This window comes from Rhizobium leguminosarum bv. trifolii WSM2297 (assembly GCF_000271845.1).
Genome location: NZ_JH719395.1, coordinates 3,638,027 through 3,663,752, shown reverse-complemented (window position 1 = coordinate 3,663,752; position 25,726 = coordinate 3,638,027). Strand labels below are relative to the sequence as shown.

The 25,726-nt window shown below is 61.3% G+C and carries 28 protein-coding genes (1 of these 28 only partly in view); 19 read left to right on the top strand and 9 right to left on the bottom strand.

All coding sequences use genetic code 11. The annotated features are described in order from the left end of the window. From hrpB to RLEG4DRAFT_RS32865, 3 genes are all read left to right on the top strand, one after another. Window positions 1-1,116: the final stretch of an ATP-dependent helicase HrpB gene (hrpB, locus tag RLEG4DRAFT_RS32875; protein ID WP_003583325.1), read on the top strand. 1,350 nt of this gene lie to the left of the window's left edge; the window shows 1,116 of its 2,466 coding nt (coding positions 1,351-2,466); the start codon falls outside the window, past its left edge; it ends in the stop codon at window positions 1,114-1,116. Window positions 1,117-1,139: 23 nt separating this feature from the next. Further along, window positions 1,140-2,450: an ActS/PrrB/RegB family redox-sensitive histidine kinase gene (locus tag RLEG4DRAFT_RS32870; RefSeq protein WP_003583323.1), complete on the top strand. Its 1,311-nt coding sequence runs from the start codon at window positions 1,140-1,142 to the stop codon at window positions 2,448-2,450. 68 nt (window positions 2,451-2,518) lie between these two features. After that, complete coding sequence (locus RLEG4DRAFT_RS32865; RefSeq protein ID WP_025417428.1) at window positions 2,519-3,097, top strand: ActR/PrrA/RegA family redox response regulator transcription factor; 579 nt, start codon at window positions 2,519-2,521, stop codon at window positions 3,095-3,097. A 12-nt stretch (window positions 3,098-3,109) separates the two neighbouring features. Here the strand turns inward: RLEG4DRAFT_RS32865 and RLEG4DRAFT_RS32860 are convergent, their stop codons facing one another. Next, window positions 3,110-3,604, bottom strand: a complete 495-nt coding sequence (locus RLEG4DRAFT_RS32860; protein WP_003583321.1) for an MmcB family DNA repair protein — start codon at window positions 3,602-3,604, stop codon at window positions 3,110-3,112. Between the two features lie 179 nt (window positions 3,605-3,783). On the opposite strand from RLEG4DRAFT_RS32860, the gene RLEG4DRAFT_RS32855 reads away from it, so the two are divergent. After that, window positions 3,784-4,467: a L,D-transpeptidase gene (locus tag RLEG4DRAFT_RS32855; protein ID WP_003583320.1), complete on the top strand. Its 684-nt coding sequence runs from the start codon at window positions 3,784-3,786 to the stop codon at window positions 4,465-4,467. 78 nt (window positions 4,468-4,545) lie between these two features. Here RLEG4DRAFT_RS32855 and RLEG4DRAFT_RS32850 read toward each other — a convergent pair whose 3' ends face one another. From RLEG4DRAFT_RS32850 to hslV, 5 genes are all read right to left on the bottom strand, one after another. Then, window positions 4,546-6,717, bottom strand: a complete 2,172-nt coding sequence (locus RLEG4DRAFT_RS32850) for a malate synthase G (RefSeq protein ID WP_003583318.1) — start codon at window positions 6,715-6,717, stop codon at window positions 4,546-4,548. A gap of 85 nt (window positions 6,718-6,802) precedes the next feature. Continuing rightward, a complete protein-coding gene (locus RLEG4DRAFT_RS32845; protein ID WP_003583316.1) occupies window positions 6,803-8,215 on the bottom strand; it encodes a cytochrome P450 in 1,413 nt (470 codons plus the stop codon). 48 nt (window positions 8,216-8,263) lie between these two features. Then, window positions 8,264-9,211, bottom strand: a complete 948-nt coding sequence (locus RLEG4DRAFT_RS32840) for a DUF1402 family protein (RefSeq protein WP_003583314.1) — start codon at window positions 9,209-9,211, stop codon at window positions 8,264-8,266. Between the two features lie 189 nt (window positions 9,212-9,400). Further along, entirely contained in the window at window positions 9,401-10,708 is a 1,308-nt protein-coding gene (gene hslU, locus RLEG4DRAFT_RS32835; protein ID WP_003583312.1) for an ATP-dependent protease ATPase subunit HslU, read from the bottom strand. A gap of 90 nt (window positions 10,709-10,798) precedes the next feature. Beyond that, on the bottom strand, window positions 10,799-11,326 hold the full coding sequence (hslV, locus tag RLEG4DRAFT_RS32830; RefSeq protein ID WP_003583308.1) for an ATP-dependent protease subunit HslV: 528 nt from the start codon (window positions 11,324-11,326) through the stop codon (window positions 10,799-10,801). Window positions 11,327-11,503: 177 nt separating this feature from the next. Between hslV and hisB the strand changes: the two genes are divergently transcribed. Genes hisB through coaA form a run of 9 tightly spaced genes read left to right on the top strand, consistent with a single transcriptional unit; the run spans window position 11,504 to window position 16,918 of the window. After that, complete coding sequence (gene hisB / locus RLEG4DRAFT_RS32825; RefSeq protein ID WP_003583306.1) at window positions 11,504-12,112, top strand: imidazoleglycerol-phosphate dehydratase HisB; 609 nt, start codon at window positions 11,504-11,506, stop codon at window positions 12,110-12,112. A gap of 22 nt (window positions 12,113-12,134) precedes the next feature. Next, the gene (locus RLEG4DRAFT_RS32820; protein ID WP_003583305.1) at window positions 12,135-12,620 is read left to right on the top strand and encodes a DUF2628 domain-containing protein; all 486 of its coding nucleotides are present in this window, start codon (window positions 12,135-12,137) and stop codon (window positions 12,618-12,620) included. A gap of 2 nt (window positions 12,621-12,622) precedes the next feature. Further along, the gene (gene hisH, locus RLEG4DRAFT_RS32815; RefSeq protein WP_003583304.1) at window positions 12,623-13,273 is read left to right on the top strand and encodes an imidazole glycerol phosphate synthase subunit HisH; all 651 of its coding nucleotides are present in this window, start codon (window positions 12,623-12,625) and stop codon (window positions 13,271-13,273) included. A 34-nt stretch (window positions 13,274-13,307) separates the two neighbouring features. After that, window positions 13,308-13,490, top strand: a complete 183-nt coding sequence (locus tag RLEG4DRAFT_RS32810) for a hypothetical protein (protein WP_003583302.1) — start codon at window positions 13,308-13,310, stop codon at window positions 13,488-13,490. Then, window positions 13,487-14,044 carry a hypothetical protein gene (locus RLEG4DRAFT_RS32805; RefSeq protein ID WP_003583301.1) on the top strand — a complete coding sequence of 186 codons (558 nt, stop codon included), beginning with the start codon at window positions 13,487-13,489 and terminating at the stop codon, window positions 14,042-14,044. Before RLEG4DRAFT_RS32810 ends, RLEG4DRAFT_RS32805 begins: the two co-directional genes overlap by 4 nt. A gap of 6 nt (window positions 14,045-14,050) precedes the next feature. Beyond that, entirely contained in the window at window positions 14,051-14,797 is a 747-nt protein-coding gene (gene hisA / locus RLEG4DRAFT_RS32800) for a 1-(5-phosphoribosyl)-5-[(5-phosphoribosylamino)methylideneamino]imidazole-4-carboxamide isomerase (RefSeq protein WP_003583299.1), read from the top strand. Then, entirely contained in the window at window positions 14,798-15,586 is a 789-nt protein-coding gene (gene hisF, locus RLEG4DRAFT_RS32795) for an imidazole glycerol phosphate synthase subunit HisF (RefSeq protein ID WP_003583297.1), read from the top strand. Window positions 15,587-15,602: 16 nt separating this feature from the next. Continuing rightward, entirely contained in the window at window positions 15,603-15,926 is a 324-nt protein-coding gene (locus RLEG4DRAFT_RS32790) for a phosphoribosyl-ATP diphosphatase (RefSeq protein WP_003571373.1), read from the top strand. Further along, window positions 15,923-16,918: a type I pantothenate kinase gene (coaA, locus tag RLEG4DRAFT_RS32785; protein WP_003583295.1), complete on the top strand. Its 996-nt coding sequence runs from the start codon at window positions 15,923-15,925 to the stop codon at window positions 16,916-16,918. The genes RLEG4DRAFT_RS32790 and coaA overlap by 4 nt, the downstream gene beginning before the upstream one ends. 21 nt (window positions 16,919-16,939) lie before the next feature. Here coaA and RLEG4DRAFT_RS32780 read toward each other — a convergent pair whose 3' ends face one another. The 3 genes from RLEG4DRAFT_RS32780 to RLEG4DRAFT_RS32770 form a co-directional block, all read right to left on the bottom strand. Continuing rightward, window positions 16,940-17,557: an alpha-ketoglutarate-dependent dioxygenase AlkB family protein gene (locus tag RLEG4DRAFT_RS32780; RefSeq protein WP_003583294.1), complete on the bottom strand. Its 618-nt coding sequence runs from the start codon at window positions 17,555-17,557 to the stop codon at window positions 16,940-16,942. Between the two features lies 1 nt (window position 17,558). Further along, window positions 17,559-17,999: an alternative ribosome rescue aminoacyl-tRNA hydrolase ArfB gene (arfB, locus tag RLEG4DRAFT_RS32775; protein ID WP_003583292.1), complete on the bottom strand. Its 441-nt coding sequence runs from the start codon at window positions 17,997-17,999 to the stop codon at window positions 17,559-17,561. Between the two features lie 162 nt (window positions 18,000-18,161). Beyond that, window positions 18,162-19,772 carry a phosphoenolpyruvate carboxykinase gene (locus RLEG4DRAFT_RS32770; protein ID WP_003583291.1) on the bottom strand — a complete coding sequence of 537 codons (1,611 nt, stop codon included), beginning with the start codon at window positions 19,770-19,772 and terminating at the stop codon, window positions 18,162-18,164. A gap of 337 nt (window positions 19,773-20,109) precedes the next feature. On the opposite strand from RLEG4DRAFT_RS32770, the gene RLEG4DRAFT_RS32765 reads away from it, so the two are divergent. The 6 genes from RLEG4DRAFT_RS32765 (at window position 20,110) to ahcY (ending at window position 25,570) form a co-directional block, all read left to right on the top strand. Continuing rightward, on the top strand, window positions 20,110-20,844 hold the full coding sequence (locus RLEG4DRAFT_RS32765) for a response regulator transcription factor (protein WP_003571378.1): 735 nt from the start codon (window positions 20,110-20,112) through the stop codon (window positions 20,842-20,844). Window positions 20,845-20,923: 79 nt separating this feature from the next. Next, window positions 20,924-22,714 (top strand): sensor histidine kinase, encoded by a 1,791-nt coding sequence (locus RLEG4DRAFT_RS32760; protein WP_003583288.1) that lies wholly within the window; start codon window positions 20,924-20,926, stop codon window positions 22,712-22,714. Continuing rightward, window positions 22,711-23,160 carry an HPr kinase/phosphorylase gene (locus RLEG4DRAFT_RS32755; protein ID WP_003583287.1) on the top strand — a complete coding sequence of 150 codons (450 nt, stop codon included), beginning with the start codon at window positions 22,711-22,713 and terminating at the stop codon, window positions 23,158-23,160. Before RLEG4DRAFT_RS32760 ends, RLEG4DRAFT_RS32755 begins: the two co-directional genes overlap by 4 nt. A gap of 150 nt (window positions 23,161-23,310) precedes the next feature. Then, the gene (locus tag RLEG4DRAFT_RS32750) at window positions 23,311-23,712 is read left to right on the top strand and encodes a PTS sugar transporter subunit IIA (protein ID WP_003544139.1); all 402 of its coding nucleotides are present in this window, start codon (window positions 23,311-23,313) and stop codon (window positions 23,710-23,712) included. 9 nt (window positions 23,713-23,721) lie between these two features. After that, window positions 23,722-23,997, top strand: coding sequence for an HPr family phosphocarrier protein (locus tag RLEG4DRAFT_RS32745; protein WP_003583284.1), 276 nt, complete (start codon window positions 23,722-23,724; stop codon window positions 23,995-23,997). A gap of 172 nt (window positions 23,998-24,169) precedes the next feature. Continuing rightward, window positions 24,170-25,570, top strand: coding sequence for an adenosylhomocysteinase (gene ahcY, locus RLEG4DRAFT_RS32740; protein ID WP_003583282.1), 1,401 nt, complete (start codon window positions 24,170-24,172; stop codon window positions 25,568-25,570). Window positions 25,571-25,726: the final 156 nt, after the last annotated feature.

The following is a 25,726-nucleotide window of genomic DNA, read 5'->3' as shown; positions in this document are numbered from 1 at the left end:
CTTACCGAACAGGGGCTTGGCGGAACGAGCATCGATATCGAGGACCGGCTGCGGCGCTTCAAGGCCGAGCGCGGCGAAAGAGCCGACGCCTCGCGGCGGCTGGCGGGGCGGCTGGCGAACGGGCTCGACAGCGTTGCGGCAACGGCGCCGGCGCTTGCGGGCCAGCTGCTGCTGCATGCATTCCCGGATCGAATCGCACTTCAGCGCGGCGGGCGCGGCCGATTCGTCATGGCGAACGGTCGCGGCGCGGAGCTGCCGGAAACCGAGAGGCTGGCCGGCAGCCAGATGCTCGTCATCGCCGATCTCACCGGACGGGCGGCGCAGGCGCGGGTTCTCTCGGCAGCCGAGGTGACGCGCGGCGACATCGAAGCCGAACTGCCCGGCGAGATCAAAACCGGCGATCAGATCTTCTTCGACCGGCAAAGCCGGCAAATACGGGCGCGGCGGGCAACCCGGCTCGGCGCGATCGTCTTCGAAGAAACGCCCTTGCCGCGGCCGTCCGGGCCTGCGGTCACCCAGGCGCTGGTGGAGGGGGTGCGCGAGCTGGGGCTCGATCAGCTTGCCTTCTCGAAAGAGGCGGTGCAACTTCGGGAGCGGATCGGTTTCCTCCACAGGACGATCGGCGAACCTTGGCCCGATGTCAGCGACGATGCCCTGCTGTCCCGGCTGGACGACTGGTTCGGTCCTTTTCAGACGGAGGCCCGCGGCCTTTCCGAGATTTCCGCGGCCGGGCTTTCGAATGGGCTGATGTCGTTGGTGCCGCACGAGTTGCAACGCGACCTTAGCCGACTTGCGCCGACCCATTTCGAAGCGCCGACCGGCCAGAGGCACCCGATCCAATATGAGGGCGAGGAGCCGGTGCTGACAATCCGCGTGCAGGAGCTGTTCGGGTTGAAGCAGCACCCGGCCATCGCCGGCGGCCGCCTGCCGCTGCTGCTCGAACTCACCTCTCCAGCGCATCGGCCGATCCAGACGACACGCGACCTGCCTGGCTTCTGGGCCGGCTCGTGGAAGGATGTCCGCGCCGATATGCGCGGACGCTATCCCCGTCACCCCTGGCCGGAGCGGCCGGAAGAGGCGTTGCCGACGACACGGGCAAAACCGCGTGGTACATGACGGCCATTCAAGGAGCCTTCGGCATGACCGACAAAACGGAAAGCTTTACGCTGGAGGACCGGCACAGCAGTCGCAGGCTGCGCCTGCAGACGCTGGTGCGGCTGCGCTGGCTTGCGGTCGGCGGACAGGCGATGACGGTGTTCATCGTGGCCTTCTGGCTGAAATTTTCTTTGCCGCTGATCGCCAGCTCTTCGCTGATCGCTGCCCTTGCCTGGGTAAATTTCTACCTGACGATCCGCTATCCGCCGACGCATCGGCTGGAGCCGCCGGCGGCCTTTGCGCTGCTTGGCTTCGATCTTCTGCAGCTTTGCGCGCTGCTCTTCATCACCGGCGGCCTTGCCAATCCTTTCGCGGCGCTCGTCTGCGTGCCGGTCATCATCTCGTTTGCCTCGCAGCCGATCCGCTACAGCACAGCCCTGATCGGCGTCGCCATGGTCTGCATCACCGTGCTTGCCTTTTCGCCCTTCCCGCTCCCCTGGTTCGACGGCGTCGAGATCAATGTCCACAACGTCATGCAGTTCGGTGTCTGGTGTTCGATCGCCTCGACGATGGCGTTCGCCGCCTTCTATGCCTACCGGGTGTCGATGGAAGCGAGCCAGCTTGCCGATGCGCTGGCTGCGACCGAACTGGTGCTGCAGCGGGAAAAGCATCTTTCGCAGCTCGACGGACTGGCCGCCGCAGCTGCCCACGAACTCGGCACGCCGCTTGCGACGATCAGCGTCGTCGCCAAGGAAATGGAGCGGGAACTCAAGAACGACGATCGTTTCCGCGAGGACGTGATGCTGCTACGCAGCCAGAGCGAACGCTGCCGTGACATCCTGCGGCGGCTGACGACACTGTCCTCCGAAGGCGAAGCGCATATGCGCCGCCTGCCGCTTTCCTCGATGATCGAGGAGATCGTCGCGCCGCACCGCGAATTCGGCATCACCCTCGAGCTGATCGAAAAGAGCCCGCGCAAGGACGAGCCGGTGACCGACCGCAACGCCGGCATCATGTACGGGCTCGGCAATCTGATTGAAAACGCCGTCGATTATGCGCGGGAGAAAGTGATCGTCACCGTCGAACATGATCACGATAAAGTGCTGATCGTCATCGAGGACGACGGCAACGGTTATGCGCCCGATATTCTGACGCGGATCGGCGAGCCTTATGTCACCAAACGGCAGAAAGAGGATACGGCCGGCGGCCTCGGGCTCGGGCTTTTCATCGCCAAGACCCTGCTGGAGCGCTCGGGGGCATCGCTGATTTTCGAGAATCGCGACCCGGAAAGTGCGGGCGCGCGTATCCGAATCGAATGGCCGCGCATGCTGATCGACGCAAATTCGACAAAGTGACTTTGTCGGCATAAGTAGGATATAAGCGGTTGACGCAGATCGGGCGTTCAAGCGCCAGGGCCAAGACGATGACAGAACAAAATCACGAAAATTTCGCTGCGACAGATGAAGACCATATCGGTCCCGACGCCAGCCTGCTGATCGTCGACGACGACGGGCCGTTCCTGCGCCGGCTGGCCCGGGCGATGGAGACGCGCGGTTTCCAGGTGGAAACGGCCGAATCAGTGGCGGAGGGCGTTGCGAAATCGAAGGGCAGGCCGCCGAAATATGCCGTGGTTGACCTTCGCCTCGGCGACGGCAATGGGCTTGATGTCATCGAAGCGATCCGCCAGCGGCGCGACGACACAAGGATCATCGTACTGACCGGCTACGGCAATATCGCAACGGCGGTGACGGCCGTCAAACTCGGCGCCGTCGATTATCTGGCAAAGCCGGCGGATGCCGACGACGTGTTTTCGGCGCTGACGCAGCGGGCAGGCGAAAAGGCGGAGCTTCCCGAGAACCCGATGTCGGCCGACCGGGTGCGCTGGGAACACATCCAGCGGGTCTATGAAATGTGCGAGCGCAATGTTTCGGAAACGGCGCGCCGGCTCAACATGCACCGGCGGACGCTACAGCGCATTCTTGCCAAACGGGCACCGAAATAGCCGAGACATCCATCAGACATCATCGACGGTGAACGGCTTTCCGTTCGCCCATTCGGCCATCATCAGCCGTTGTGCGGCGGCGCGCGAGAAATTGAGCGTGACGGATTTGCGCGTGGCCGGGGCCAAACGGTGTTCGGGCGCCTCGCGAATCATATGGGCGCCATAACCGTCCGAGAGGAAAAGCCCGCACTCCTCGGGAAAGATGTCGAGCGGCACGCCCTCGTGAGTCGCAAAGAACAGCCGGTCGCAATGCAGCCTGTATTCCGGCCATTTGCGATCCACTCTGAAATCCTCGATCGACGTCTTGATTTCGATAATCCAGACCTCGCCCTTTTCCGAAATAGTGATCAAATCGGCACGACGGCCACTGGCTAGCGGCAGTTCGGGCAGCACGGCATGGCGCATTTCATGCAGCAAAATCTGCGTCCCCCGCCGCACCATCATGGCCCTGTCCGATTGCCGGCCATCGATTAACGGATTGTTATTGTAAACACTCAAAATCGTCATGGATAACCATCGCAGGGGCTGGCGTGTTGTTGCAAAAAAACCATGCGCTTCTAATTTGCGCGGCGTACGGATTTGTCGCGCTGCAGTAGCCTTGCAAAGCGCAAGTTAATCGAAAATAAACCATAATCAACGATGGTCGAAAGACTGTTCTCCTTGCCCCAAAACTTCAAGAGTCATCTATGCGCATCCGCAATGCATTCCCTGTATTTGGCCTGCTGACAACGCTCGCACTGGCCGGTTGCTCCACCAACTCCGATAGCGCATCCGTCGACGACAAGGGCGCAGGCCCGACGGTACAGACGGCTCAAATCTTCAACGACGCCTATGGCGTGACGAAGGATGCCGGATACTCCCTGCCGGCGATCCCGATCGACAGGGTCAAGCCGCAGTTCCGCCGCCAGGTCGTCAGCTACCAGACCACCGAGCGTCCGGGAACGATCATCGTCAACACGCGCGAGCGCTTCCTCTATTACATCCTGGCCAACGGCAAGGCGATGCGTTACGGCATCGGCGTCGGCAAGCAGGGCTTCGCATGGGCCGGTACCGCCTACGTCGCCTGGAAGCAGGAATGGCCGACCTGGCACCCGCCGAAGGAAATGGCCGTCCGCCGCCCTGACGTCGCCAAGTATGTCGAAGACGGCATGGGCCCGGGTCTCAGCAATCCGCTCGGCGCACGCGCCATGTATCTCTTCAACGACGACGGCAAGGACACGCTGTTCCGCCTGCACGGCACGCCGGAATGGGCCTCGATCGGCACCGCCGCTTCCTCGGGCTGCATTCGCCTGATGAACCAGGACGTCATCGACCTCTATAGCCGCGTTCGTCCCGGCAAGGGCACCTCCAAGGTCGTCGTTATCCAGTAAGCTAATTACCGAATTCGGTATAAAAAAGGCCGCCGGACTGTCGTCTCGGCGGCCTTTTCATATTTCAAAACTATACTCTCACCCGGCCTGCTTCGCCTTGAGCTCAAGGCGGCGGCGGTGGAGCACCGGTTCGGTATAGCCGTTCGGCTGCTCCCTGCCCTTCAAAACGAGATCGAGGGCGGCCTGGAAGGCGATCGAGCCATCGAAATTGCCGGCCATCGGCTGATAGGCGGGGTCCGTCTCGTTCTGCCGGTCGACGACAGCGGCCATGCGCTTCATCGTTTCGACGATCTGAGCCTCGGTGACGACCTGGTGATGCAGCCAGTTCGCCATGTGCTGGGCCGAGATGCGCAATGTGGCGCGGTCTTCCATCAGACCGACATTGTTGATGTCGGGCACTTTCGAGCAGCCGACGCCGTGATCGACCCAGCGCACGACGTAGCCGAGAATGCCCTGGGCATTGTTGTCGAGCTCGCGCTGGATTTCCTCCGGCGTCCAGTTCGGCCGCACCGCAACAGGCACGGAGAGAATGTCGGAGAGTTTGGCGCGGGCACGATCCTTCAATCCCTGTTGAACGCGGGCGACATTGACCCGGTGATAATGGGTGGCGTGCAGGGTGGCGGCCGTCGGCGACGGTACCCAGGCGGTGTTGGCGCCGGCCTTCGGGTGGGCGATCTTCTGCTCCAGCATCGCCGCCATCAGATCCGGCATCGCCCACATGCCCTTGCCGATCTGGGCATGGCCGGCGAGGCCGCATTCGAGGCCGATGTCGACGTTCCAGTTTTCATAGGCGGAAATCCAGGCCGCCTGGCGCATATCGCCCTTGCGAATCATCGGACCGGCTTCCATCGAGGTGTGGATCTCGTCGCCGGTGCGATCGAGGAAACCGGTATTGATGAAGACGACACGTTCGCGGGCAGCGCGGATGCACTCCTTGAGATTGACGGTGGTGCGGCGCTCCTCATCCATGATGCCCATCTTGATGGTGTTGCGCGGCAACCCCAACGCATCTTCGACCCGCGAGAAGATCTCGACGGCGAAGGCGACCTCTTCCGGCCCATGCATCTTCGGCTTGACCACATACATGGAGCCGGTGCGGGAATTCTTTCTCCGGCCGGCCGGTCCGATATCGTAAAGCGCAATCAGGCCGGTGATGACGGCATCCATGATGCCCTCGGGCACTTCGTTGCCGTCGCGGTCGAGAATGGCCGGATTGGTCATGAGGTGGCCGACATTGCGCACCAGCATCAGCGAGCGGCGATGCAGCTCGAAGGCAGCGCCATCCGGACCAGCATAATCCAGATCCGGGTTGAGCTTGCGGACGAAGCTTGTTCCGCCCTTTACCACTTCTTCCTGCAGGTCGCCCTTCATCAGGCCGAGCCAGTTACGATAGACGACGACCTTGTCCTCGGCATCGACGGCGGCAATCGAATCCTCGCAGTCCATGATCGTGGTGATCGCCGATTCCAGCCAGACGTCGGAAATATGGGCCGGATCGGTCTTACCGATCGCCGTCGTCGCATCGATGACGATCTCGATGTGGATACCGTTGTTCTTCAGGAGAATATGCGTCGGAGCGGCCGCATCTCCGCGATAACCGGCAAAATGCCCAGCATCCGCAAACATTGCCTGCTCGCCATCGGTCGATCGAACGACAAGTGCTCCATCCTTGACGATCAAACTGCCGACGTCCTTCCAGCTGCTATCCTGCAGCGGCACCGACCTATCGAGAAAATCGCGCACCCAGGCGATGACCTTCTCGCCGCGCTTTGGATTGTAACCCTTGCCCTTTTCGGCGCCGTCGCTCTCGGCAATGGCGTCGGTGCCGTAGAGCGCATCATAGAGCGAGCCCCAGCGGGCATTAGCGGCGTTGAGCGCATAACGGGCGTTCATGACGGGAACGACGAGCTGCGGGCCGGCGATCGAGGCGATTTCCGTGTCGACGTTTTGGGTCGAGACCTGGAAGTCCGAACCCTCGGGCAGGAGATAGCCGATTTCGCGGAGGAAGGACTGGTATTCGTCCATATCGACCGGAGCGCCGTGGCGGCGATACCAGTCGTCGATCTTGAGCTGCAGGTCGTCGCGTTTTGCCAGCAGCGCCCGATTTTTCGGGGAGAGATCATGGATAATCGCCGAAAAATCGGCAAAGAACTTGTCCGCATCGACCGCTAGGCCCGGCAGAACCTCCTGGGTCAGGAAATCATGAAGGACGGTTTCGACGGCAAGACCGTTCTTATCAACGCGGCTCATGCGGCATTCTCCCTGGCAACGACTTTGAATGCTGCCACTTTGCCCGGCTTTCATTCACAGTCAATTCCGCAATAATTCGAAAGATTTATGCTTTCGTGGAAATTATGCGCGGCGTCACGCGCATCGGCAGCCCGTTCTGCGGCTGCGTCGTCAGCTTCTGCACCGGCCAGGGGTTGGTCGTTTCCGTCTGGTCGAAGCGAAAACGGTGCATCATCACCGCCAGCGCGATCACCGCCTCCTGCAGCGCGAAGGTCGCACCGATGCAGACGCGCGGGCCGGCGCCGAAGGGCAAGAACTGAAAGCGGCCAATACTGCCGCGATTTTCCGGCAGGAAACGTTCCGGCATATAGGCGCGCGGCTTTTCCCAATAGAGTTCGTGGCGATGCAGCGTCCAAGGCATGATGAGCACGGTGATATCGGCCGGTATCTCGACCTTCTCGCCCTTCGCGTTCGTCCAGCGATCATCCGCAATCGCGGCGCGATTGATAGATGGTGCGGGCGGATATAGCCTGAGAGCCTCTTCAAAAGCCGCCCGCGTCACCGGCATCAGATCCAGCCATTCCACCGGCTCGGCCCCGGTTGCGAGAACAGCGTCGATTTCCGTTTCCATCGCCTCGCGGATATGCGGGCTGTTCGCCACACAATAAAGCGTCCAGGCCAGTGCGCGAGCGGTCGTCTCGTGTCCGGCGCCGATGAAGGTCAGGATATTGTCCTCGATTTCCTCTTTGGTCAGGCCATCGGGGCCCGCCTGTTCCAGAAGCAGCGTCAGAAAATCGTCCGGTGCGGCGGCGCGATTGGTCTTCATCTTCGCCAGCCGCATATCCATGGTGTCGCGGACGATCGCCCTGAATTTCTCCAGCACCTTCTGGCCGCCGATACGGGTGAGACGCGGCACCCAGGAGGGGGCGCGCAACAGGTCCATCGGATCGATGCGGCCCATGCGGTGGAGAAGCTGGTTGACGTCATCGGCGAAATGGCCGCTCGAGGAGACGATTTCGCCGGAAAAGAGCGTTTCGGCGAGAATCGCAAAGGTCAGATCCGTCATGTCGGTGGCGATATCGAAGACCTGGCCTGCCGGGCCGGTGCCCGCATATTTGCCGACATAATCTTCCGATTGCCGCAGCATTTGGCCGGCGAAACCTTTGGCATGGCGCGGCGTGAAAACCGGGGCGACCGCCTTTCGCGACCGTTTCCAGACCTGGCCTTCCGCCGTCAGCAGGCCGTCGCGCAGGATCGGCCGCAGCACCAGCTGGCGGATATCGGACATGCGGTAATTGCCGGCATTGTCGACCAGCACATGCTTGATCAGGCCGGGATCGTTGACGATCAGGGTGTGTTGCCCGAAGAAGCTCGTCTTGATCCAGGGCAGCGTATAGGACGGCTCGCCCCAGAGTTCGAGCGGATTGCGCAGGATGATGCGGATGATATCAAGCCGGCTCGGCGGCACGGTACGCGGCAACGGTGCTGGCGGAACGAAGGGATCAGGACGCATGTCCATCGTCAAAGCCTTTCGGGGAAGAACGAAGCCTTCCCGGCAAGCTAGAAGCTAGAGCAGGCCCTTGAGTTCGTCCAGCTTGTCATTGATCAGCCAGCCGTAATAATTCTCTTCCGGCCAGACGGTCGCGCCGGCGCCGCGGTTCTTCGCCGCAAGGGCAGCGGCACGCTGGCGTGAGTTGCCGACATTATAAAGCGTCGCCGTCAGGCCGGGATTGCCCGAAATGTCCATGCCGGCAATCTCCTTGTAATCGTCGATCGACCTGCGGATCGAGGCGGCGACGAAGGCGAGCGAGATATCGGGATCCATGATGGCTTTATAGACGGCGCCGGCATTCTTCTCGTTGAGCTTCGGATAGCCCGAAACGCGGCTGACGAGATCGGAGAGCATCAGCGCCGTCAGCGGATTGACCTGGCCGAGGCCGAAGGTCTGGCCGGCGTAGAAGGGCTGGAAGAAGACTGCGCTGAAGCGGTTGTTGGGGAAGCTCTTGCCAGCCACCGTCTTGCCGCGGAAATCGCTCTCCCAGACATCTTCGCGGCAGGACCACAGCGTGTAGGAATCACTCTTGGCCTTGCATTGCGCAAATTGCGGCCGCGCCACGAAATCATCGACGTTTTCGCCGTCATAAGCGAAGCGGAAACTTTCGCCGGCATAGGAGGCTGCCTTGACATAATAGGCCTGCAGCCGGTCGTAGGCGTCGACATTATAGGTGTGTTCGCCGACAATCGCGCCGACGACATGGATGGGATTGATGCCGTAAGCGCTGGAGACCTTCCGGATCTTGCCCATCAGCTCGCGATCGGTCGCCAGAAGCTCGTGGACCTTTTCATACTTCAGATCGAAGCTGCTCTTGGTTCCCTTGGTGCGCCGGACGGATGCACCCGGAATATCGGGCTGCTCGGCATGACGATTGCCGGCCGGCACCGTCTGCATGGCAAAGGCGGGCGCCGAATTCACCAGGGCAACGGCAATCAAAAGGCTTGTCAAAAGGCGTCGCACGATCCGCTATCCCGTCCCGTTCCATCGTCCTGTTTGCGATGCGGCTGACTGGACCAGAATCTTGGCCGAATAAAGCCGGAACGGAAAACAAAACGGGCCTTCACTAAAAAGTAAAAGGCCCGCTGTCGAGAGTGGACTTCGTCACATCCGGCATTCACATCGGGAAAGACATGAACCGGTGCGCCGATATCACAGAATGAAGCGTGACAGATCGGTATTCTGCGCGAGATCGCCGACATGTTCGCGGACATAAGCGGCATCGATGGTGATGGCCGTCCCGCCGCGATCCGGCGCGTTGTAGGAAATATCGTCCAGAACCCGTTCCATCACCGTCTGCAGACGGCGGGCGCCGATATTCTCGACAGAAGAGTTCAGATGCACGGCGACATCGGCCAGCGCATCGATCGCGTCGTCGGTGAATTCGAGGCTCAGGCTCTCGGTTTCCATCAGCGCGCGATACTGGCGGATGAGGCTTGCTTCCGTCTCGGTCAGGATCCGGCGGAAATCCTCCTTGTTCAGCGCACGCAACTCCACACGAATCGGCAGGCGGCCCTGAAGCTCGGGGAGAAGATCCGAGGGTTTGGAGACATGGAAGGCGCCGGAGGCGATGAACAGGATATGGTCGGTCTTGACAGGCCCGTATTTGGTCGAGACCGTCGTGCCTTCGACGAGCGGCAGGAGGTCGCGCTGGACGCCTTCGCGGGAAACGCCGGCGCCCATGCCGCCGTCGCGGGCGGCGATCTTGTCGATTTCGTCCAGGAAGACGATGCCGTCATTCTCGGTGGAGCGGACGGCCTCGCGCTGGATCACCTCATTGTCGATCAGCTTGTCGGATTCATCGCGAATCAGGTCGCTATAGGAGGCCTTGACCGTGGTGCGTACCTTCTTGGTGCGGCCGCCCATCGCCTTGCCGAACATTTCCGACAGGTTGAGCACGCCGATATTGGCGCCCGGCATGCCGGGAATTTCGAAGCCGCCCATGCCGGAACCGGCATCAGCCACCTCGATATCGATTTCCTTGTCGTCGAGTTCGCCGTCCCTCAGCTTCTTGCGGAAGTTTTCGCGGGTGGCGGGCGACGCGGTGGTGCCGACCAGCGCATCGAGAACACGTTCCTCGGCGCTGACATGCGCCTTGGCCTGGACCTCGGACCGCTTCTTCTCGCGCACCAGGCCGATGCCGACCTCGACCAGATCGCGGATGATCTGCTCGACATCGCGGCCGACATAACCGACTTCGGTGAATTTGGTGGCTTCCACCTTGATGAAGGGCGCGCCGGCGAGTTTTGCCAGGCGGCGGGAGATCTCGGTCTTGCCGACACCGGTCGGGCCGATCATCAGGATGTTCTTCGGCATGACTTCGTCGCGCAGGCTGGGATCCAGCTGCTGGCGGCGCCAGCGGTTGCGCAGTGCGATCGCGACAGCGCGCTTCGCATCATGCTGGCCGATAATGTAGCGGTCGAGTTCGGAAACGATCTCGCGGGGGGAAAAAGTCGTCATTGCGTATCATTCTCCTGGCGGTCCAGGGCCATCAGCGCCCGGCCGGAATTCGTCTTTGTTGGCCGCGGCAGCGGCCGGAAGGCTGGGAATTCAGCCTTCGACATCCAGCGATTCCACCACGATATTGTGGTTGGTGTAGACGCAGATATCGGCGGCGATCTCGAGGGCGCGGCGCGCGATCTCTTCGGCCGATTTGTCGGTATCCATCAGCGCGCGGGCGGCGGCGAAGGCAAAATTGCCGCCCGAGCCGATCGCCGTCGTGCCATGCTCAGGCTCCAGGACATCGCCATTGCCGGTGATCGCCAGCGTGATCGATTTGTCGGCGACGAGCATCATGGCTTCGAGATTACGCAGGTATTTGTCGGTGCGCCAGTCCTTGGCGAGCTCGACGGCGGCGCGCATCAGCTGGCCGGGATATTGCTCGAGCTTCTTTTCAAGCCTTTCGAGCAAGGTGAAGGCATCGGCAGTGGCGCCGGCGAAACCGGCGACGACTTCGCCCTTGCCGATGCGGCGCACCTTGCGGGCATTGCCCTTCATGACGGTCTGGCCGAGGCTCACCTGGCCGTCGCCCGCCATCACCACCTTACCGCCTTTTCGAACTGTAATGATCGTTGTCATCAAACACCTGTCTGCCCTTGGCGCGGGCTACTCCACCGGGCCGCACACCGGCCCTGTTAAGCCCTATGTAAGTGGGCCGGCGCCGTTTGCAAATGGGCCGGCTTTTCTCTCGCCCGGCTTCTGGATATTTGCCGATGCGCCTGATAAGGAACGGACTTATTCCCGATGGAGGGCCATATGGCCGAGACCGCAGCAAGCCGTACGGGCAGCGTTTCCCGCAAGACCAACGAAACCTCGATTTCGGTTTCCGTCAATCTCGACGGCACCGGCAAATCGAAGATTTCGACGGGCGTCGGCTTCTTCGACCATATGCTCGACCAGCTTTCGCGGCATTCCCTCATCGACATGGAAATCGAAGCCAAGGGCGACCTGCATATCGACGACCACCACACGGTCGAGGATACCGGCATCGCCATCGGCCAGGCGATCTCCAAGGCGCTCGGCGACCGGCGCGGCATCACTCGCTACGCTTCGATCGATCTCGCCATGGACGAGACGATGACCAAGGCTGCGGTCGATCTTTCCGGCCGGCCGTTCCTCGTCTGGAACGTCGCCTTCAGCGCGCCGAAGATCGGCACGTTCGACACCGAACTCGTTCGCGAATTCTTCCAGGCGCTCGCCCAGAATGCCGGCATCACCTTGCATATTCTCAACCATTATGGCGCCAACAACCACCATATTGCCGAGACATGCTTCAAGGCCGTTGCCCGCGCACTGCGCACGGCGACAGAGATCGATCCGAGACAGGCTGGCCGTGTTCCCTCGACCAAGGGCACGCTCGTCTGAGCCCCTCAAGGGAGCGGCGACAATGACGTCGAGCTATATCTTCCTGAAGCCGCCCGGCGGCACGAGCGCCACGCTCGAACAGACGCGGACCATCCGCGACGGCTTCACGCTGCTCGGCTTCCTCTTCCCCTGGCCGTGGCTGCTGGCACATCGGCTTTGGCTGCATGCGGCCGCGGCCTTTCTGCTGCAGGGCATCGGCGGTGCGCTGATGGAGGAACCGGGTCTCTGGCCGGCGGGCGCGGCCATCATGCTGGGCGTGAATCTGCTGGTCGGCCTCGAAGGCCAAAATTTCCGGATCCGCAACCTCGCTGCCAAGGGCTGGACCGAAGACGCCCTGATTGCCGCCGATACGATCGGCATTGCCGAGCAAGTCTATTTTTCGGACCAGGCGGCCACCACGGAGAGTGACGACAACGCGGCACCGGACTGGGAGAACAAATCCCGGCCGAGCGGCCCGCGGGGCCATGGCACAGCGCTTGGCCTTTTTGGTTTTGATGGAGGACGCTGACGATGCGCGTCGCGATTATCGATTATGGTTCCGGCAATTTGCGTTCGGCGACCAAGGCTTTCGAACGTGCCGCCCGTGAAGCGGGCATCGATGCGCATATCGATCTCACCGACAGGGCAGAGAATGTCGCGGCGGCCGATCGTATCGTGCTTCCCGGCGTCGGCGCCTATGCCGATTGCCGGCGCGGCCTCGATGCCGTGCCCGGGATGGCCGAGGTGCTGATCGAAGCCGTCGAGAAGAAGGCGCGGCCGTTCCTCGGTATCTGCGTCGGCATGCAGCTGATGTCGTCGCGCGGCCTCGAGAAGACGGTGACGCACGGCTTCGGCTGGGTCCCCGGCGACGTCGTCGAGATGACGCCCGGTGATCCCACACTGAAAATCCCGCAGATCGGCTGGAACACGCTCGACCTGAAGCGCGAACATCCACTTTTCGATGGCATTGCCACGGGGCCTGAGGGGCTGCATGCCTATTTCGTGCATTCCTACCATCTTGCCGCCGAAAACGACGACGACGTCATCGCGACCGTCGACTATGGCGGTGCGATGACCGCTCTCGTCGGGCGCGACAACATGGTCGGCGCACAGTTTCACCCGGAAAAGAGCCAGAAGCTCGGCCTGGCGCTGATCGCCAATTTCCTGCGCTGGAACCCGTAATACCGATGGAAACGGCGGAACAGGAGTGCGCTCGATGCCGGCTTCGCGGAAATCAGGCAAGGTGTTCTATACGCTGAGACCCTCCAGGGAGGGCATGCCTCCCTTCTCGGACATCCGGCTTCCCGACGGAACGATTATCCGCCGTGTCGATGAGATCATTCACAAAAGAGCGCTTTCCAATGCAGCCAAGGCGTTGAAAGAAAGGCTGGACCGATGATCCAAGAATTTCTGGCCGGCAACGAGAATTCACAGCTGCGCGCCAACGGCATCAACGCCGCCGATATCGCCGAGGCGGTGCTGGAATTTTATATCGAAGGCGAGGACGATCTGATCGGTCTGCTTGCCTATGCCCTTTACGAGCGGCAGAAGCGCGATTTCGTCATCAGCTATCGCAAGCGCAACGCCGGCCGCTCTCCCAACGAGGCCGAGCTTGCCGCGGTCGCCAGCAATTATCTCTCGACCGACCTGCGCAATACGCTGCGCGACCGCGCCTCGCAGATCCTTTCGAGTTATGCCGAAACCTATGTCGAGGCGATGGAGCCGGAAATCCGGCTCGCCGCCGTCAACAGCCAGGCGCTGCGCGACGTGCGCGACATCGAAAAATCGATGAAGCGGCGTCTCAGCTTTTGGCGCCAGGTTCGGTCCGGCTTTACCGTCACCCTGCTGCTTCTTCTGCTTTTCGGCGCGGCCACCATTGCCGCTGTCTTTTTCCGCTCGGATATCGTAGATGCGTGGAATGCGCTGATGGTATCGACCACACTACGGACGTAAGACGACATGATCCTTTTTCCCGCGATCGACCTGAAGGGCGGCCAATGTGTCCGCCTCAAGCTCGGCGACATGCAACAGGCGACGGTCTACAACACCGACCCGGCCGCCCAGGCGAAATCCTTCGAAGACCAGGGGTTCGAATGGCTGCATGTGGTCGATCTCGACGGCGCCTTCGCGGGACATTCGGCCAATGGCGATGCCGTCGAGGCGATCCTCAAGGCAACGAAAAATCCGGTGCAGCTTGGCGGCGGCATCCGCACCCTCGATCATATCGAGGCCTGGCTGTCGCGCGGGCTGCGGCGCGTCATTCTCGGCACCGTCGCGGTCAGAAATCCTGATCTGGTCATCGAGGCCTGCCGGAAATTTCCGGGCCACGTCGCCGTCGGCATCGATGCCAAGGCCGGCAAGGTGGCGGTCGAGGGCTGGGCGGAGGCTTCGGAACTCGGGATCATCGAACTCGCCAAAAAATTCGAAGGCGCCGGCGTCGCGGCGATCATCTATACCGATATCGACCGTGACGGCATCCTTGCCGGCATCAACTGGGCCTCGACGCTGGAGCTTGCCGACGCCGTCTCCATTCCGGTCATTGCCTCCGGCGGCCTTGCCTCGCTCGACGATGTCAGACGCATGCTGGAGCCGGATGCGCAGAAGCTCGAAGGCGCGATTTCAGGCCGTGCGCTTTATGACGGCCGTATCGATCCCGGGCAGGCGCTGGCGCTGATCAAGGCCAGCAGGGCAAAGGAGACCGCGTAAATGACCCTCAAGGCCCGTGTCATTCCCTGCCTCGACGTCAAGGACGGCCGTGTCGTCAAGGGCGTCAACTTTCTCAACCTCGTCGATGCCGGCGATCCCGTCGAAGCGGCCAAGGCCTATGATGCGGCCGGTGCCGACGAGCTCTGCTTCCTCGACATCACCGCTTCCTCGGACAATCGCGAGACGATCTTCGATGTCGTGTCGCGCACGGCCGACCAATGTTTCATGCCGCTGACCGTCGGCGGCGGGGTGCGGACCATCGCCGATATCCGCAAGCTCCTGCTGTGCGGCGCCGACAAGGTCTCGATCAATTCGGCAGCCGTCAGCAATCCCGACTTCGTCGCTGAAGCGGCCGACAAGTTCGGCGATCAGTGCATCGTCGTCTCGATCGACGCCAAGCGCCGGCGTACGCAGGCGGTCGGCGGCGACAATCTCAGCGCCTGGGAAATCTATACGCATGGCGGCCGCAACGCGACCGGCATCGATGCCGTCGAATTCGCCCAGAAGATGGTGGCGCGCGGCGCCGGCGAGCTGCTGGTGACCTCGATGGACCGCGACGGCACCAAGGTCGGATACGATCTGGAACTGACGCGGGCGATCGCCGATGCGGTGCGCGTGCCCGTCATCGCCTCCGGCGGCGTCGGCGATCTCGACGATCTCGTCGCCGGGGTGAAGGAGGGCCACGCCAATGCGGTGCTCGCCGCATCGATCTTCCACTTCGGCACCTATTCCGTCGGCGAGGCGAAACACTATATGTCGAAGTGCGGCATCGACATGCGTCTCGACTGAACTTGAAAGCGGACCTATGAGCGGATTTTCCCTTTCCGATCTCGAAAGCATCGTCGCCGAGCGGTCGAAAGCCTCACCGGAGCAATCCTGGACGGCAAAGCTCGTGGCCGCCGGCCAGCCGAAAGCGGCAAAGAAGCTCGGCGAAGAGGCGATCGAAGCGGTGATGGCGGCGGTGACCGGCGACCGCGACAATCTGACCTATGAAGCCGCCGATGTGCTCTATCACCTATTGGTCGTATTGAAGATTGCTGAAATACCGTTAGAGAATGTCATGGCCGAGCTCGAGCGCAGAACCGCGCAGTCCGGCCTCAAGGAAAAGGCCGGCCGGCAGAGTTCATGAGTATCGCGACTGAGATTATCGGGGTGCCGGAAACGTTGGATCACTTCCAGTCGGAATCCTATTCGCCCTACCACTTCTTTTCTTCCGAGCAGTGGGCGAAGTTCCGCGCCGACACGCCATTGACGCTGACCAGCGACGAGGTCAAGCGGCTGCGTTCGATGGGCGACCCGATCGATCTCGACGAGGTCCGGCGCATCTATCTGTCGCTGTCGCGGCTGCTGTCGGCGCATGTCGAATCCTCGCAGATGCTGTTTGAACAGCGCAACCGCTTCCTCAGCCTCTCCGATGTGACGAAGACGCCCTTCGTCATCGGCATCGCCGGCTCGGTCGCTGTGGGAAAATCGACCACCGCCCGTATCCTCAAGGAACTGCTAGGGCGCTGGCCTTCCAGTCCGAAAGTCGACCTCGTCACCACCGACGGCTTCCTTCATCCGAACGCCGTGCTACAGCGGCAAAAGCTGATGCAGCGCAAGGGTTTTCCGGAGAGTTACGATACGGCCGCGATCCTGCGTTTTCTCTCGGCGATCAAGGCCGGACAGCCGGATGTGAAGGCGCCCAGCTATTCGCACCTCGTCTATGACGTGCTGCCGGATGAATACAAGATCGTCGACCGGCCCGACATCCTGATCTTCGAGGGCATCAACGTGCTGCAATCGCGCGACCTGCCTGCCGGCGGCAAGATCGTGCCGATGGTGTCCGACTTCTTCGACTTCTCGATCTATATCGATGCCGCCGAAGACCAGATTCACAACTGGTACGTCACACGCTTCATGCGGCTGCGCGAAACCGCCTTCCGGGATCCTAATTCCTATTTCCATCGCTACGCCTCGATCAGCGATGGGGAAGCGCTCGAGATCGCCGAGGAACTCTGGACGAATATCAACCTGAAAAACCTGCGCCAGAATATCCTGCCGACGCGGCCGCGTGCCGATCTCATCCTGAAAAAGGGCAAGGATCATCTGATCGAACAGGTCGCACTGCGGAAACTATAGCAGGCGATCCTGCGCTGACTGTCAGCTCGAAGGATTGACGCGGCGCAGCGTCAGATTGATGCGGCCGCCATTCTTCAAGAGCGTCGACGTCGCCGGATGAATGCGGTCGACGCCGTGGAAACACAGCCTCCCCTCGCCGCCCAGAACGACCACATCGCCGCTGGACAGCTTAAAGGATAGCGTACGATCCTTGCGGCTGAGGCCGCCGATGCGGAAGAGGCAACTGTTGCCGAGCGAAATCGAGACGACCGGCGCCTGGAAATCCCTCTCGTCCTTGTCCTGATGCAGGCCCATACGGGCGTCGTCGGAGTAGAAATTGATCAGGCAAGCTTCCGGCGGCTTGTCGTAGCCGCCGACATCATTCCAGATATCGAGTAATTCCTGCGGCATATCGGGCCAAGGCCTGCCGGTTGCCGGATGCGTCGGCTGGTAACGATAGCCGCGCTCCTTGTCGGTCACCCAGCCGAGCGGCCCGCAATTGGTCATGCGCACCGACATCGGCTTGCCGGTGCCGGGCATGACCGGCACATAAAGCGGCGCCTTGGCGACAATGGTGCGGATGACCTCGACCAACGCCTCCTGGCGCGCCCGGTCGAGATAGCCGGGGAGATGGCGAATGCCGCTCAAGAGGTCCGGCATGTCATTCACTGCTTCCGCCAGGGCGGCCGCGCATTTTCTTGACTTCCGAGCGGCCGGATTTTTCCTTCAGGCGGCGCTCGACCGACCCCTTGGTCGGCCTGGTCTTCTTGCGCGGCGGCGGCGGCGGCTTGGCGGCCTCCAGAATCAACTCCTTCAGCCGGTCGCGCGCGTCCTCGCGATTACGGTCCTGGCTGCGAAAGCGGCTCGCCTCGATCATCAGCACCCCTTCCTTCGACAGGCGCCGGCCGGCGAGCTTGACCGCATTGGCCTTGACGCGGTCGTTCAGCGACGGCGAGTTCGGGATGTTGAAGAACAGCTGGACCGCGGTCGAAACCTTGTTGACGTTCTGCCCGCCGGGACCGCCCGCCAGAACAAACTGTTCCGTCAGCTCCCATCCGGCGATGGTGATCCTGTCGTCGATATAGAGTGCGTCGCTGGCCATGCCCCGTTCTATCTCACATTGACAGCCGGTTGAACATATCGGCCGTCAACGGAAAAACCCGGCAGTCCTGCGATGCCGGGTTTCACGTGAGTCAGAGAGTCTGTTTAGTGCAATTCCGGGCGTAAAACCGCTACACGCTTTTGCTGGAATTGCTTGCGCTTCTTATTCGGCGGCAACCTTCACGCCGGGAGCCGCGTCGCGAACGCCGCCGTCGACGTGGTTCTCGAACTTGGCGAAGTTCGCAATGAACATCGAGACCAGCTTTTCGGCCTGTGCGTCATAGGCTGCCTTATCGGCCCAGGTCGAGCGCGGATCGAGAATGCCGCTGTCGACGCCATTGACGGAGACCGGTACGGCGAAGCCGAAGTTGGTATCGGCGCGGAATTCGACCTGGCCGAGTTTGCCGTTGAGAGCAGCAGCGAGAAGCGCGCGCGTCGCCTTGATCGGCATGCGCTTGCCGGTGCCGTAGGCGCCGCCGGTCCAGCCGGTATTGACCAACCAGCATTCGACGCCGTGGCGGCCGATCAGCTCCTTGAGCAGGTTGCCGTATTCAGCCGGATGCCGCGGCATGAAGGGGGCGCCGAAGCAGGTGGAGAAGGTCGCTTCCGGCTCGACGACACCCTTTTCAGTGCCGGCTACCTTGGCGGTGTAGCCGGAGAGGAAGTGATACATCGCCTGATCGGGCGTCAAACGGGCGATCGGCGGCATGACGCCGAAGGCATCGGCGGTCAGCATGATGATCGTCTTCGGATGGCCGGCCCGGCCGGTTTCCGAAGCGTTCGGGATGAAATTCATCGGGTAGGCGCAGCGGGTGTTTTCGGTCAGCGAGCCGTCATTGAAATCCGGCTCGCGGCCTTCGTTCAGCACGACGTTTTCGAGCACGGTGCCGAAACGCTGGGTCGTCGCATAGATTTCCGGCTCGGCCTCGGCCGACAGACGGATGGTTTTGGCGTAGCAGCCGCCTTCGAAGTTGAAGATGCCGTTTTCGCTCCAGCCGTGTTCGTCATCACCGATCAGCGTACGGGCCGGATCGGCCGACAGCGTCGTCTTGCCGGTGCCGGAAAGGCCGAAGAACACCGCCGCGTCACCGTCCGGACCGACATTGGCCGAGCAGTGCATCGGCATCACGCCCTTGGCCGGCAGCAGGTAATTGAGCACAGTGAAGACCGATTTCTTCATTTCGCCGGCATAAGAGGTGCCGCCGATGAGGACGAGACCATTGGTCAGGTCGCAGGCGATCACCGTCTCCGAACGGCAGCCGTGGCGGGCCGGATCGGCCTTGAAGCTCGGCAGATCGATGATCGTCAGCTTCGGCGCGAAGCTGGGGAGTGCCGTGGCATCGGGGCGGATCAGCAGATTGCGGATGAACAGCGAATGCCAGGCAAACTCGGTAACCACCCGGGTCGGCAGAGCATGACCTTCCTCGGCGCCGCCGACGAGATCCTGGACGAACAGGTCCTTACCGGCGGCATGCGCCAGCATGTCGTCGCGCAGCAGGGCGAAATGTTCCGGCGAGAGCGGCTTGTTGTTGTCCCACCAGATCTGGCCATCGGTATTGCTGTCGCGAACAACGAACTTGTCGCGCGGCGAACGGCCGGTGTGCTGCCCGGTGATGGCCCGCAGCGCGCCCTGAGCAGTCAGTTCGGCTTCACCCCGGCGGATCGCTTCTTCATAGAGTGCGGCGGCGGAAAAGTTGTAGCGAACGCTGGCTGCGCCGCCCAATCCAACCGTTGCCAGCTCCGTTGCCGGGTTATGAACTCCGAACTTTTCCATGGCTAGTTCCCTTTGCTCAGGCGCGTTGCCGTTAAAACTAATCGCGAAAATACGGGTAGAAATTTTAAAACACAAGACACAAAACTTGAAAAAATATAGTAATATCAATTATTTAATCGATTTAAATTTATTGCCTCCGTTTTAAATCGTTTTAGATTGCGCGTTGAAACATTTTGTCGCGCCACTTAAGATTGCCGGCGAATTCGACGACAATCTTTCCCTTTATCTTTGCCACAATTTGTTCCACCTTTATCCTCCATAAGCGCATCCGGTCACTGAGACCGCCTGGGGAGAGCAAAATCCGGGAGATTGCGCACTGATGACGGAGACCAACACCATGCCGACAATCGCGCTCGTTGACGACGACCGCAACATCCTCACCTCGGTGTCGATCGCACTGGAGGCCGAAGGATATAAGGTCGAGACTTATACGGACGGTGCTTCGGCGCTCGACGGCCTTCTGGCGCGACCGCCGCAGCTGGCGATCTTCGATATCAAGATGCCGCGCATGGATGGCATGGAACTGCTGCGCCGCCTGCGGCAGAAGTCGGATATTCCCGTCATCTTCCTCACCTCCAAGGATGAAGAGATCGATGAGCTCTTCGGCCTGAAGATGGGCGCCGACGATTTCATCACCAAGCCTTTTTCGCAGCGTCTGCTGGTCGAGCGCGTCCGCGCCGTGCTGCGGCGCGCCTCTAGCCGTGAAGCCGCAGCCGCCGGCACGAGCCCCGTCGGCGCGCCGAAAAACGGCGCCGTGCAGCAGGCCCGCTCGCTGGAGCGCGGACAGCTGGTTATGGATCAGGAACGTCATACCTGCACCTGGAAAGGTGAGGCCGTTACCCTGACGGTCACCGAATTCCTCATCCTGCATTCGCTGGCGCAGCGCCCCGGCGTCGTCAAAAGCCGCGACGCGCTGATGGACGCAGCCTATGACGAACAGGTCTATGTCGACGACCGGACCATCGACAGCCACATCAAGCGGCTGCGCAAGAAATTCAAGATGGTCGACAACGACTTTGATATGATTGAAACGCTCTACGGAGTGGGATACCGCTTCCGCGAAGCAGCCTGAGCCCAGACGGCGCAGCGCGAGACATTGTTGAGGGCTGCGGGCCGGTTTATCCGGCCCCGCCCTTCGAAAGGGCCAGTCGTTGGCACAGTTGGTGCAGGATAGGGATCTGGACGATGCGGAGGGCGTAAACACCCGTCGCGTCCGAGACCGCCGTTGGTCGCATCCTTTCACGCTGATCCGCCGCATCTTCGGCAATGCCGTATTTTCGAGCCTGACGCGGCGCATCGTCTTCTTCAATCTCGTCGCACTGCTGGTGCTGGTCGGCGGCATCCTCTACCTCAACCAGTTTCGCGAGGGACTGATCGACGCCCGCGCCGAGAGCCTTTTGACGCAAGGCGAGATCATCGCCGGCGCCATTTCGGCTTCCGCATCGGTCGATACGAACTCGATCACCATCGATCCCCAGAAGCTGCTCGAGCTGCAGGCCGGCCAGAGCATCACCCCGGTACCGAACGACGAAGACCTCGAATTCCCGATCGATCCCGAGAAAGTCGCGCCGGTGCTGCGCCGGCTGATCTCTCCGACGCGCACCCGCGCCCGCATCTTCGATGCCGATGCCAATCTGCTGCTAGATTCCCGCCATCTTTATTCGCGCGGCCAAGTGCTGCGTTTCGACCTGCCGCCGGTCGAGGAGGAGAAGCAGACCTGGAGCGAATGGTTTGCCACCCTGTTCAACAAGGCGCTGCAGCCCGGCAACCTGCCGCTCTACAAGGAAGCGCCGGGCGGCGACGGTTCGATCTATCCTGAGGTGATGAACGCGCTCACCGGCGTGCGCGGCGCCGTCGTGCGCACGACCGAAAAAGGCGAGCTGATCGTTTCGGTCGCCGTGCCGATCCAGCGTTTCCGCGCCGTGCTCGGGGTGCTGCTGTTGTCGACCCAGGCAGGCGACATCGACAATATCGTTCATGCCGAGCGGCTTGCGATCATGCGCGTCTTCGGCGTCGCGACGCTGGTGAACGTGCTGCTGTCGCTGGTGCTCTCGTCGACGATCGCCAATCCGCTGCGCCGCCTTTCGGCCGCCGCCATCCGTGTGCGCCGCGGGGCCAAGACGCGTGAGCAGATTCCTGACTTTTCCGCCCGCCAGGATGAAATCGGCAATCTTTCCATCGCATTGCGCGAGATGACGACGGCGCTCTACGACCGCATCGATGCGATCGAAAGTTTCGCCGCCGATGTCAGCCACGAACTCAAGAATCCGCTGACTTCGCTGCGCAGCGCCGTCGAAACGCTGCCGCTTGCCCGGTCCGACGATTCCAAGAAGCGGCTGATGGACGTCATCCAGCACGATGTCCGCCGCCTCGACCGGCTGATCAGCGATATCTCCGACGCCTCCCGCCTCGATGCCGAACTCGCGCGCGTCGATGCCGGTTCCGTCGACATGGAGGTGCTGTTGCGCGACCTTATCGAGGTTTCACGCCAGGTCAGAAGCAGCAAGAAGCAGGTGGAAATCGAATATGCGATCGATCGCAAGCCGAACGTCAAGACGCGCTTCGTCGTCAACGGCCACGATCTGCGCATCGGCCAGATCATCGCCAACCTGATCGAGAACGCCCGCTCTTTCGTGCCTGAGAAGGGCGGCAAGATTACCGTGCGGCTGGTGCGGACACGTTCGCGCTGCGTCACCACGATCGAAGACAACGGCCCCGGCATCCAGGCGGAAAATATCGACCGCATCTTCGAGCGTTTCTATACGGACCGACCGGAATCGGAAGGCTTCGGGCAGAATTCGGGGCTCGGCCTGTCGATCAGCCGGCAGATTGCCGAAGCCCATGGCGGCTCGCTGAGAGCAGAAAACATCACCGACACCGAAGGCGGAAAGGTGCTCGGTGCACGCTTTATCCTGGCTCTGCCGCTTGACGCCGCCGCATGACGGCGGCCTTAAACATCCATGCGACGGCGATCGTCGTCGGCAGCACGGGCCTGCTGTTCAGCGGCCCCTCCGGCTGGGGAAAATCAATGCTGGCCTTTACCTGCATGACCGAAGCGCGCCGGCTCGGGCTCTTTACGGCACTGGTCGCCGACGACCAGGTTCTTCTCTCCGAAGAGACCGGCACCGTGGTGGCCAGCTGCCCGCCGTCGATCGCCGGGCTGATCGAGCTTCGCGGCACCGGCATCGTCCGACAGGAGCACGTTCCCCAGGCGGCGATGCATTATGCCGTGCTTCCGGGCAGCGCGTCCGGTGAAAACCGCCTGCCGCCAGAGGGTGAAATCGTCAGCCTCGCGCCCGGTTTTTCGCTTCCCGCATTGCGGTTGCTCACAGGCGTCTCGTCACCCCTTGCAATGCTGATGGCGAAAGCACCCGATATCGGGCATTGACGCCTTCCGGATTGATCAATCTGCCTTATATATTCGCATTTTTATCTTGCACTTCGGCTTTTCATAGCCAAGATGTGCCCCCACCGGTGGACGTAATTGCTGCATTGCGATATTGGGGCCACCGTTCGCGTATATGGGAGCAGTAATATCATGATCGGACTTGTGCTTGTCACTCATGGCAAGCTGGCTGAAGAGTTTCGTCATGCTGTCGAGCACGTCGTCGGTCCTCAGAAATTCATCGAGACGGTCTGTATTGGCCCCGAAGACGACATGGATCAAAGACGGCAGGACATTCTGGAAGCTGTTTCCGGTGCCGATGACGGCCATGGCGTCGTCATTCTGACCGACATGTTCGGCGGTACGCCGTCCAATCTCGCCATTTCAGTCATGAGCAGCGGCCATACCGAAGTCATTGCCGGCGTCAACCTGCCGATGCTGATCAAGCTCGCCGGCGTGCGCGGCGAGAACAATATGGAGAAGGCACTGGTGGAGGCTTCCGAAGCCGGGCGAAAATATATCAATGTCGCGAGCCGCGTGCTCAGCGGAAAATAACGGCCCTTCATGACATCGCTCTCCCGGGAACTCCTCATCATCAACAAGCGCGGTCTCCACGCGCGCGCCTCCGCCAAATTCGTGCAGATGGTCGAGACTTTCGATGCCGCCATCACCGTTTCCAAAGACGGAATGACGGTCGGCGGCACCTCGATCATGGGCTTGATGATGCTTGCCGCGAGCCCCGGCTCGAGCGTCGTCGTCTCGGCAAGCGGCATCCAGGCCGAAGAAGCGCTGGAGGCCCTGGACCAGCTGATCCAGAATCGCTTCGGCGAAGAGATGTAGGCTTCGGCCAAGCTCATATAAACATATAAAGACTTCTTTATATCCTTATTGCCTTCGCATCCGAAGCCTGCTAAACGGCGGACATGCCGTGAGCTTGCATCCGGCCTATCCGTCGCGCGGTCATTTTCGCGCCTGCGCCAATTTTGAGACGTTTTTCAGCCTGGAGACCTCTATGAGCACCGAAAAAGATTATGTCGTCGCCGATATCGGGCTTGCGGATTTCGGCCGCAAGGAAATTACGATCGCCGAAACCGAAATGCCGGGGCTGATGTCCTGCCGCACCGAATTCGGCCAGGCAAAGCCGCTGAAGGGCGCGCGCATCACCGGCTCGCTGCACATGACCATCCAGACCGCCGTGCTGATCGAGACGCTGGTGGCGCTCGGCGCCGAAGTCCGCTGGGCCTCGTGCAACATCTTCTCGACGCAGGATCACGCCGCTGCCGCGATCGCCGCTGCCGGCGTCCCTGTTTTCGCCATCAAGGGTGAATCGCTCGAAGATTACTGGGTCTATACCGACAAGATCTTCCAGTGGGCCGACGGCGGCCTTTCCAACATGATCCTCGATGACGGCGGCGACGCCACCATGTACATCCTGCTCGGCGCCCGCGCCGAAGCCGGCGAGGACGTGCTGTCGCATCCGCATTCCGAGGAAGAGGAAATCCTCTTCGCACAGATCAAGAAGCGTCTTGCCGCATCGCCTGGCTGGTTCACCAAGCAGCGCGACGCGATCAAGGGCGTCACCGAGGAAACGACGACCGGCGTCAACCGCCTCTACCAGCTCAGCCAGAAGGGCCTGCTGCCCTTCCCGGCGATCAACGTCAACGATTCCGTCACCAAGTCGAAGTTCGACAACAAATACGGCTGCAAGGAATCGCTGGTCGACGGTATCCGCCGCGGCACCGACGTGATGATGGCCGGCAAGGTTGCCGTCGTCTGCGGCTACGGCGACGTCGGCAAGGGTTCTGCTGCTTCGCTCTCCGGCGCCGGCGCCCGCGTCAAGGTCACCGAAGCCGATCCGATCTGCGCCCTGCAGGCCGCCATGGACGGTTATGAAGTCGTGCTTCTCGAGGACGTCGTTTCCTCGGCCGATATCTTCATCACCACCACCGGCAACAAGGACGTCATCCGGATCGACCATATGCGGGCGATGAAGGACATGGCGATCGTCGGCAATATCGGCCACTTCGACAATGAAATCGAAGTCGCTGCGCTGCGCAATCTCAAGTGGACCAACGTCAAGCCGCAGGTCGACCTGATCGAGTTCCCCAAGGGCAACCGCATCATCCTGCTTTCCGAAGGCCGTCTGCTCAACCTCGGCAACGCCACCGGCCATCCGTCCTTCGTGATGTCGGCCTCCTTCACCAACCAGACGCTGGCGCAGATCGAGCTCTTCACCAAGCCCGAGCAATATTCGAACCAGGTCTATATCCTGCCGAAGCATCTCGATGAGAAGGTCGCGCGCCTGCATCTCGACAAGCTCGGCGTGAAGCTGACCGAGCTTTCTGCGGAACAGGCTGCCTATATCGGCGTCTCGCCGAAGGGCCCGTTCAAGGCCGACCACTACAGATATTGACCTGATCGTTAATATCCACAAGATGTAGAAGCCGCGACATTGACAAATGCCGCGGCTTATTTTTTGGGCGCTCCCTTCCCGCCGATTCCCTTCCGAAGTATTGTTTTAAGACTTGATTCGTGGCGCCGGACCCTGTCCGACCGCTCCGAAAATGGG

What these genes read in the sequence shown, in the direction of transcription:
- RLEG4DRAFT_RS32820 (WP_003583305.1), top strand. Translation starts at nt 12,135, where the DNA reads ATGACGTCGAGCTATATCTTCCTGAAGCCGCCCGGCGGCACGAGCGCC.
- RLEG4DRAFT_RS32810 (WP_003583302.1), top strand. Translation starts at nt 13,308, where the DNA reads ATGCCGGCTTCGCGGAAATCAGGCAAGGTGTTCTATACGCTGAGACCC.
- RLEG4DRAFT_RS32750 (WP_003544139.1), top strand. Translation starts at nt 23,311, where the DNA reads ATGATCGGACTTGTGCTTGTCACTCATGGCAAGCTGGCTGAAGAGTTT.
- RLEG4DRAFT_RS32860 (WP_003583321.1), bottom strand. Translation starts at nt 3,604, where the DNA reads ATGACGATTTTGAGTGTTTACAATAACAATCCGTTAATCGATGGCCGG.
- RLEG4DRAFT_RS32845 (WP_003583316.1), bottom strand. Translation starts at nt 8,215, where the DNA reads ATGGACATGCGTCCTGATCCCTTCGTTCCGCCAGCACCGTTGCCGCGT.
- RLEG4DRAFT_RS32805 (WP_003583301.1), top strand. Translation starts at nt 13,487, where the DNA reads ATGATCCAAGAATTTCTGGCCGGCAACGAGAATTCACAGCTGCGCGCC.
- RLEG4DRAFT_RS32765 (WP_003571378.1), top strand. Translation starts at nt 20,110, where the DNA reads ATGCCGACAATCGCGCTCGTTGACGACGACCGCAACATCCTCACCTCG.
- ahcY (WP_003583282.1), top strand. Translation starts at nt 24,170, where the DNA reads ATGAGCACCGAAAAAGATTATGTCGTCGCCGATATCGGGCTTGCGGAT.
- arfB (WP_003583292.1), bottom strand. Translation starts at nt 17,999, where the DNA reads ATGGCCAGCGACGCACTCTATATCGACGACAGGATCACCATCGCCGGA.
- hslU (WP_003583312.1), bottom strand. Translation starts at nt 10,708, where the DNA reads ATGACGACTTTTTCCCCCCGCGAGATCGTTTCCGAACTCGACCGCTAC.
- RLEG4DRAFT_RS32790 (WP_003571373.1), top strand. Translation starts at nt 15,603, where the DNA reads ATGAGCGGATTTTCCCTTTCCGATCTCGAAAGCATCGTCGCCGAGCGG.
- coaA (WP_003583295.1), top strand. Translation starts at nt 15,923, where the DNA reads ATGAGTATCGCGACTGAGATTATCGGGGTGCCGGAAACGTTGGATCAC.
- RLEG4DRAFT_RS32855 (WP_003583320.1), top strand. Translation starts at nt 3,784, where the DNA reads ATGCGCATCCGCAATGCATTCCCTGTATTTGGCCTGCTGACAACGCTC.
- RLEG4DRAFT_RS32865 (WP_025417428.1), top strand. Translation starts at nt 2,519, where the DNA reads ATGACAGAACAAAATCACGAAAATTTCGCTGCGACAGATGAAGACCAT.
- RLEG4DRAFT_RS32870 (WP_003583323.1), top strand. Translation starts at nt 1,140, where the DNA reads ATGACCGACAAAACGGAAAGCTTTACGCTGGAGGACCGGCACAGCAGT.
- RLEG4DRAFT_RS32745 (WP_003583284.1), top strand. Translation starts at nt 23,722, where the DNA reads ATGACATCGCTCTCCCGGGAACTCCTCATCATCAACAAGCGCGGTCTC.
- hisF (WP_003583297.1), top strand. Translation starts at nt 14,798, where the DNA reads ATGACCCTCAAGGCCCGTGTCATTCCCTGCCTCGACGTCAAGGACGGC.
- RLEG4DRAFT_RS32755 (WP_003583287.1), top strand. Translation starts at nt 22,711, where the DNA reads ATGACGGCGGCCTTAAACATCCATGCGACGGCGATCGTCGTCGGCAGC.
- hisB (WP_003583306.1), top strand. Translation starts at nt 11,504, where the DNA reads ATGGCCGAGACCGCAGCAAGCCGTACGGGCAGCGTTTCCCGCAAGACC.
- hisA (WP_003583299.1), top strand. Translation starts at nt 14,051, where the DNA reads ATGATCCTTTTTCCCGCGATCGACCTGAAGGGCGGCCAATGTGTCCGC.
- hslV (WP_003583308.1), bottom strand. Translation starts at nt 11,326, where the DNA reads ATGACAACGATCATTACAGTTCGAAAAGGCGGTAAGGTGGTGATGGCG.
- RLEG4DRAFT_RS32850 (WP_003583318.1), bottom strand. Translation starts at nt 6,717, where the DNA reads ATGAGCCGCGTTGATAAGAACGGTCTTGCCGTCGAAACCGTCCTTCAT.
- hisH (WP_003583304.1), top strand. Translation starts at nt 12,623, where the DNA reads ATGCGCGTCGCGATTATCGATTATGGTTCCGGCAATTTGCGTTCGGCG.
- RLEG4DRAFT_RS32770 (WP_003583291.1), bottom strand. Translation starts at nt 19,772, where the DNA reads ATGGAAAAGTTCGGAGTTCATAACCCGGCAACGGAGCTGGCAACGGTT.
- RLEG4DRAFT_RS32780 (WP_003583294.1), bottom strand. Translation starts at nt 17,557, where the DNA reads ATGCCGGACCTCTTGAGCGGCATTCGCCATCTCCCCGGCTATCTCGAC.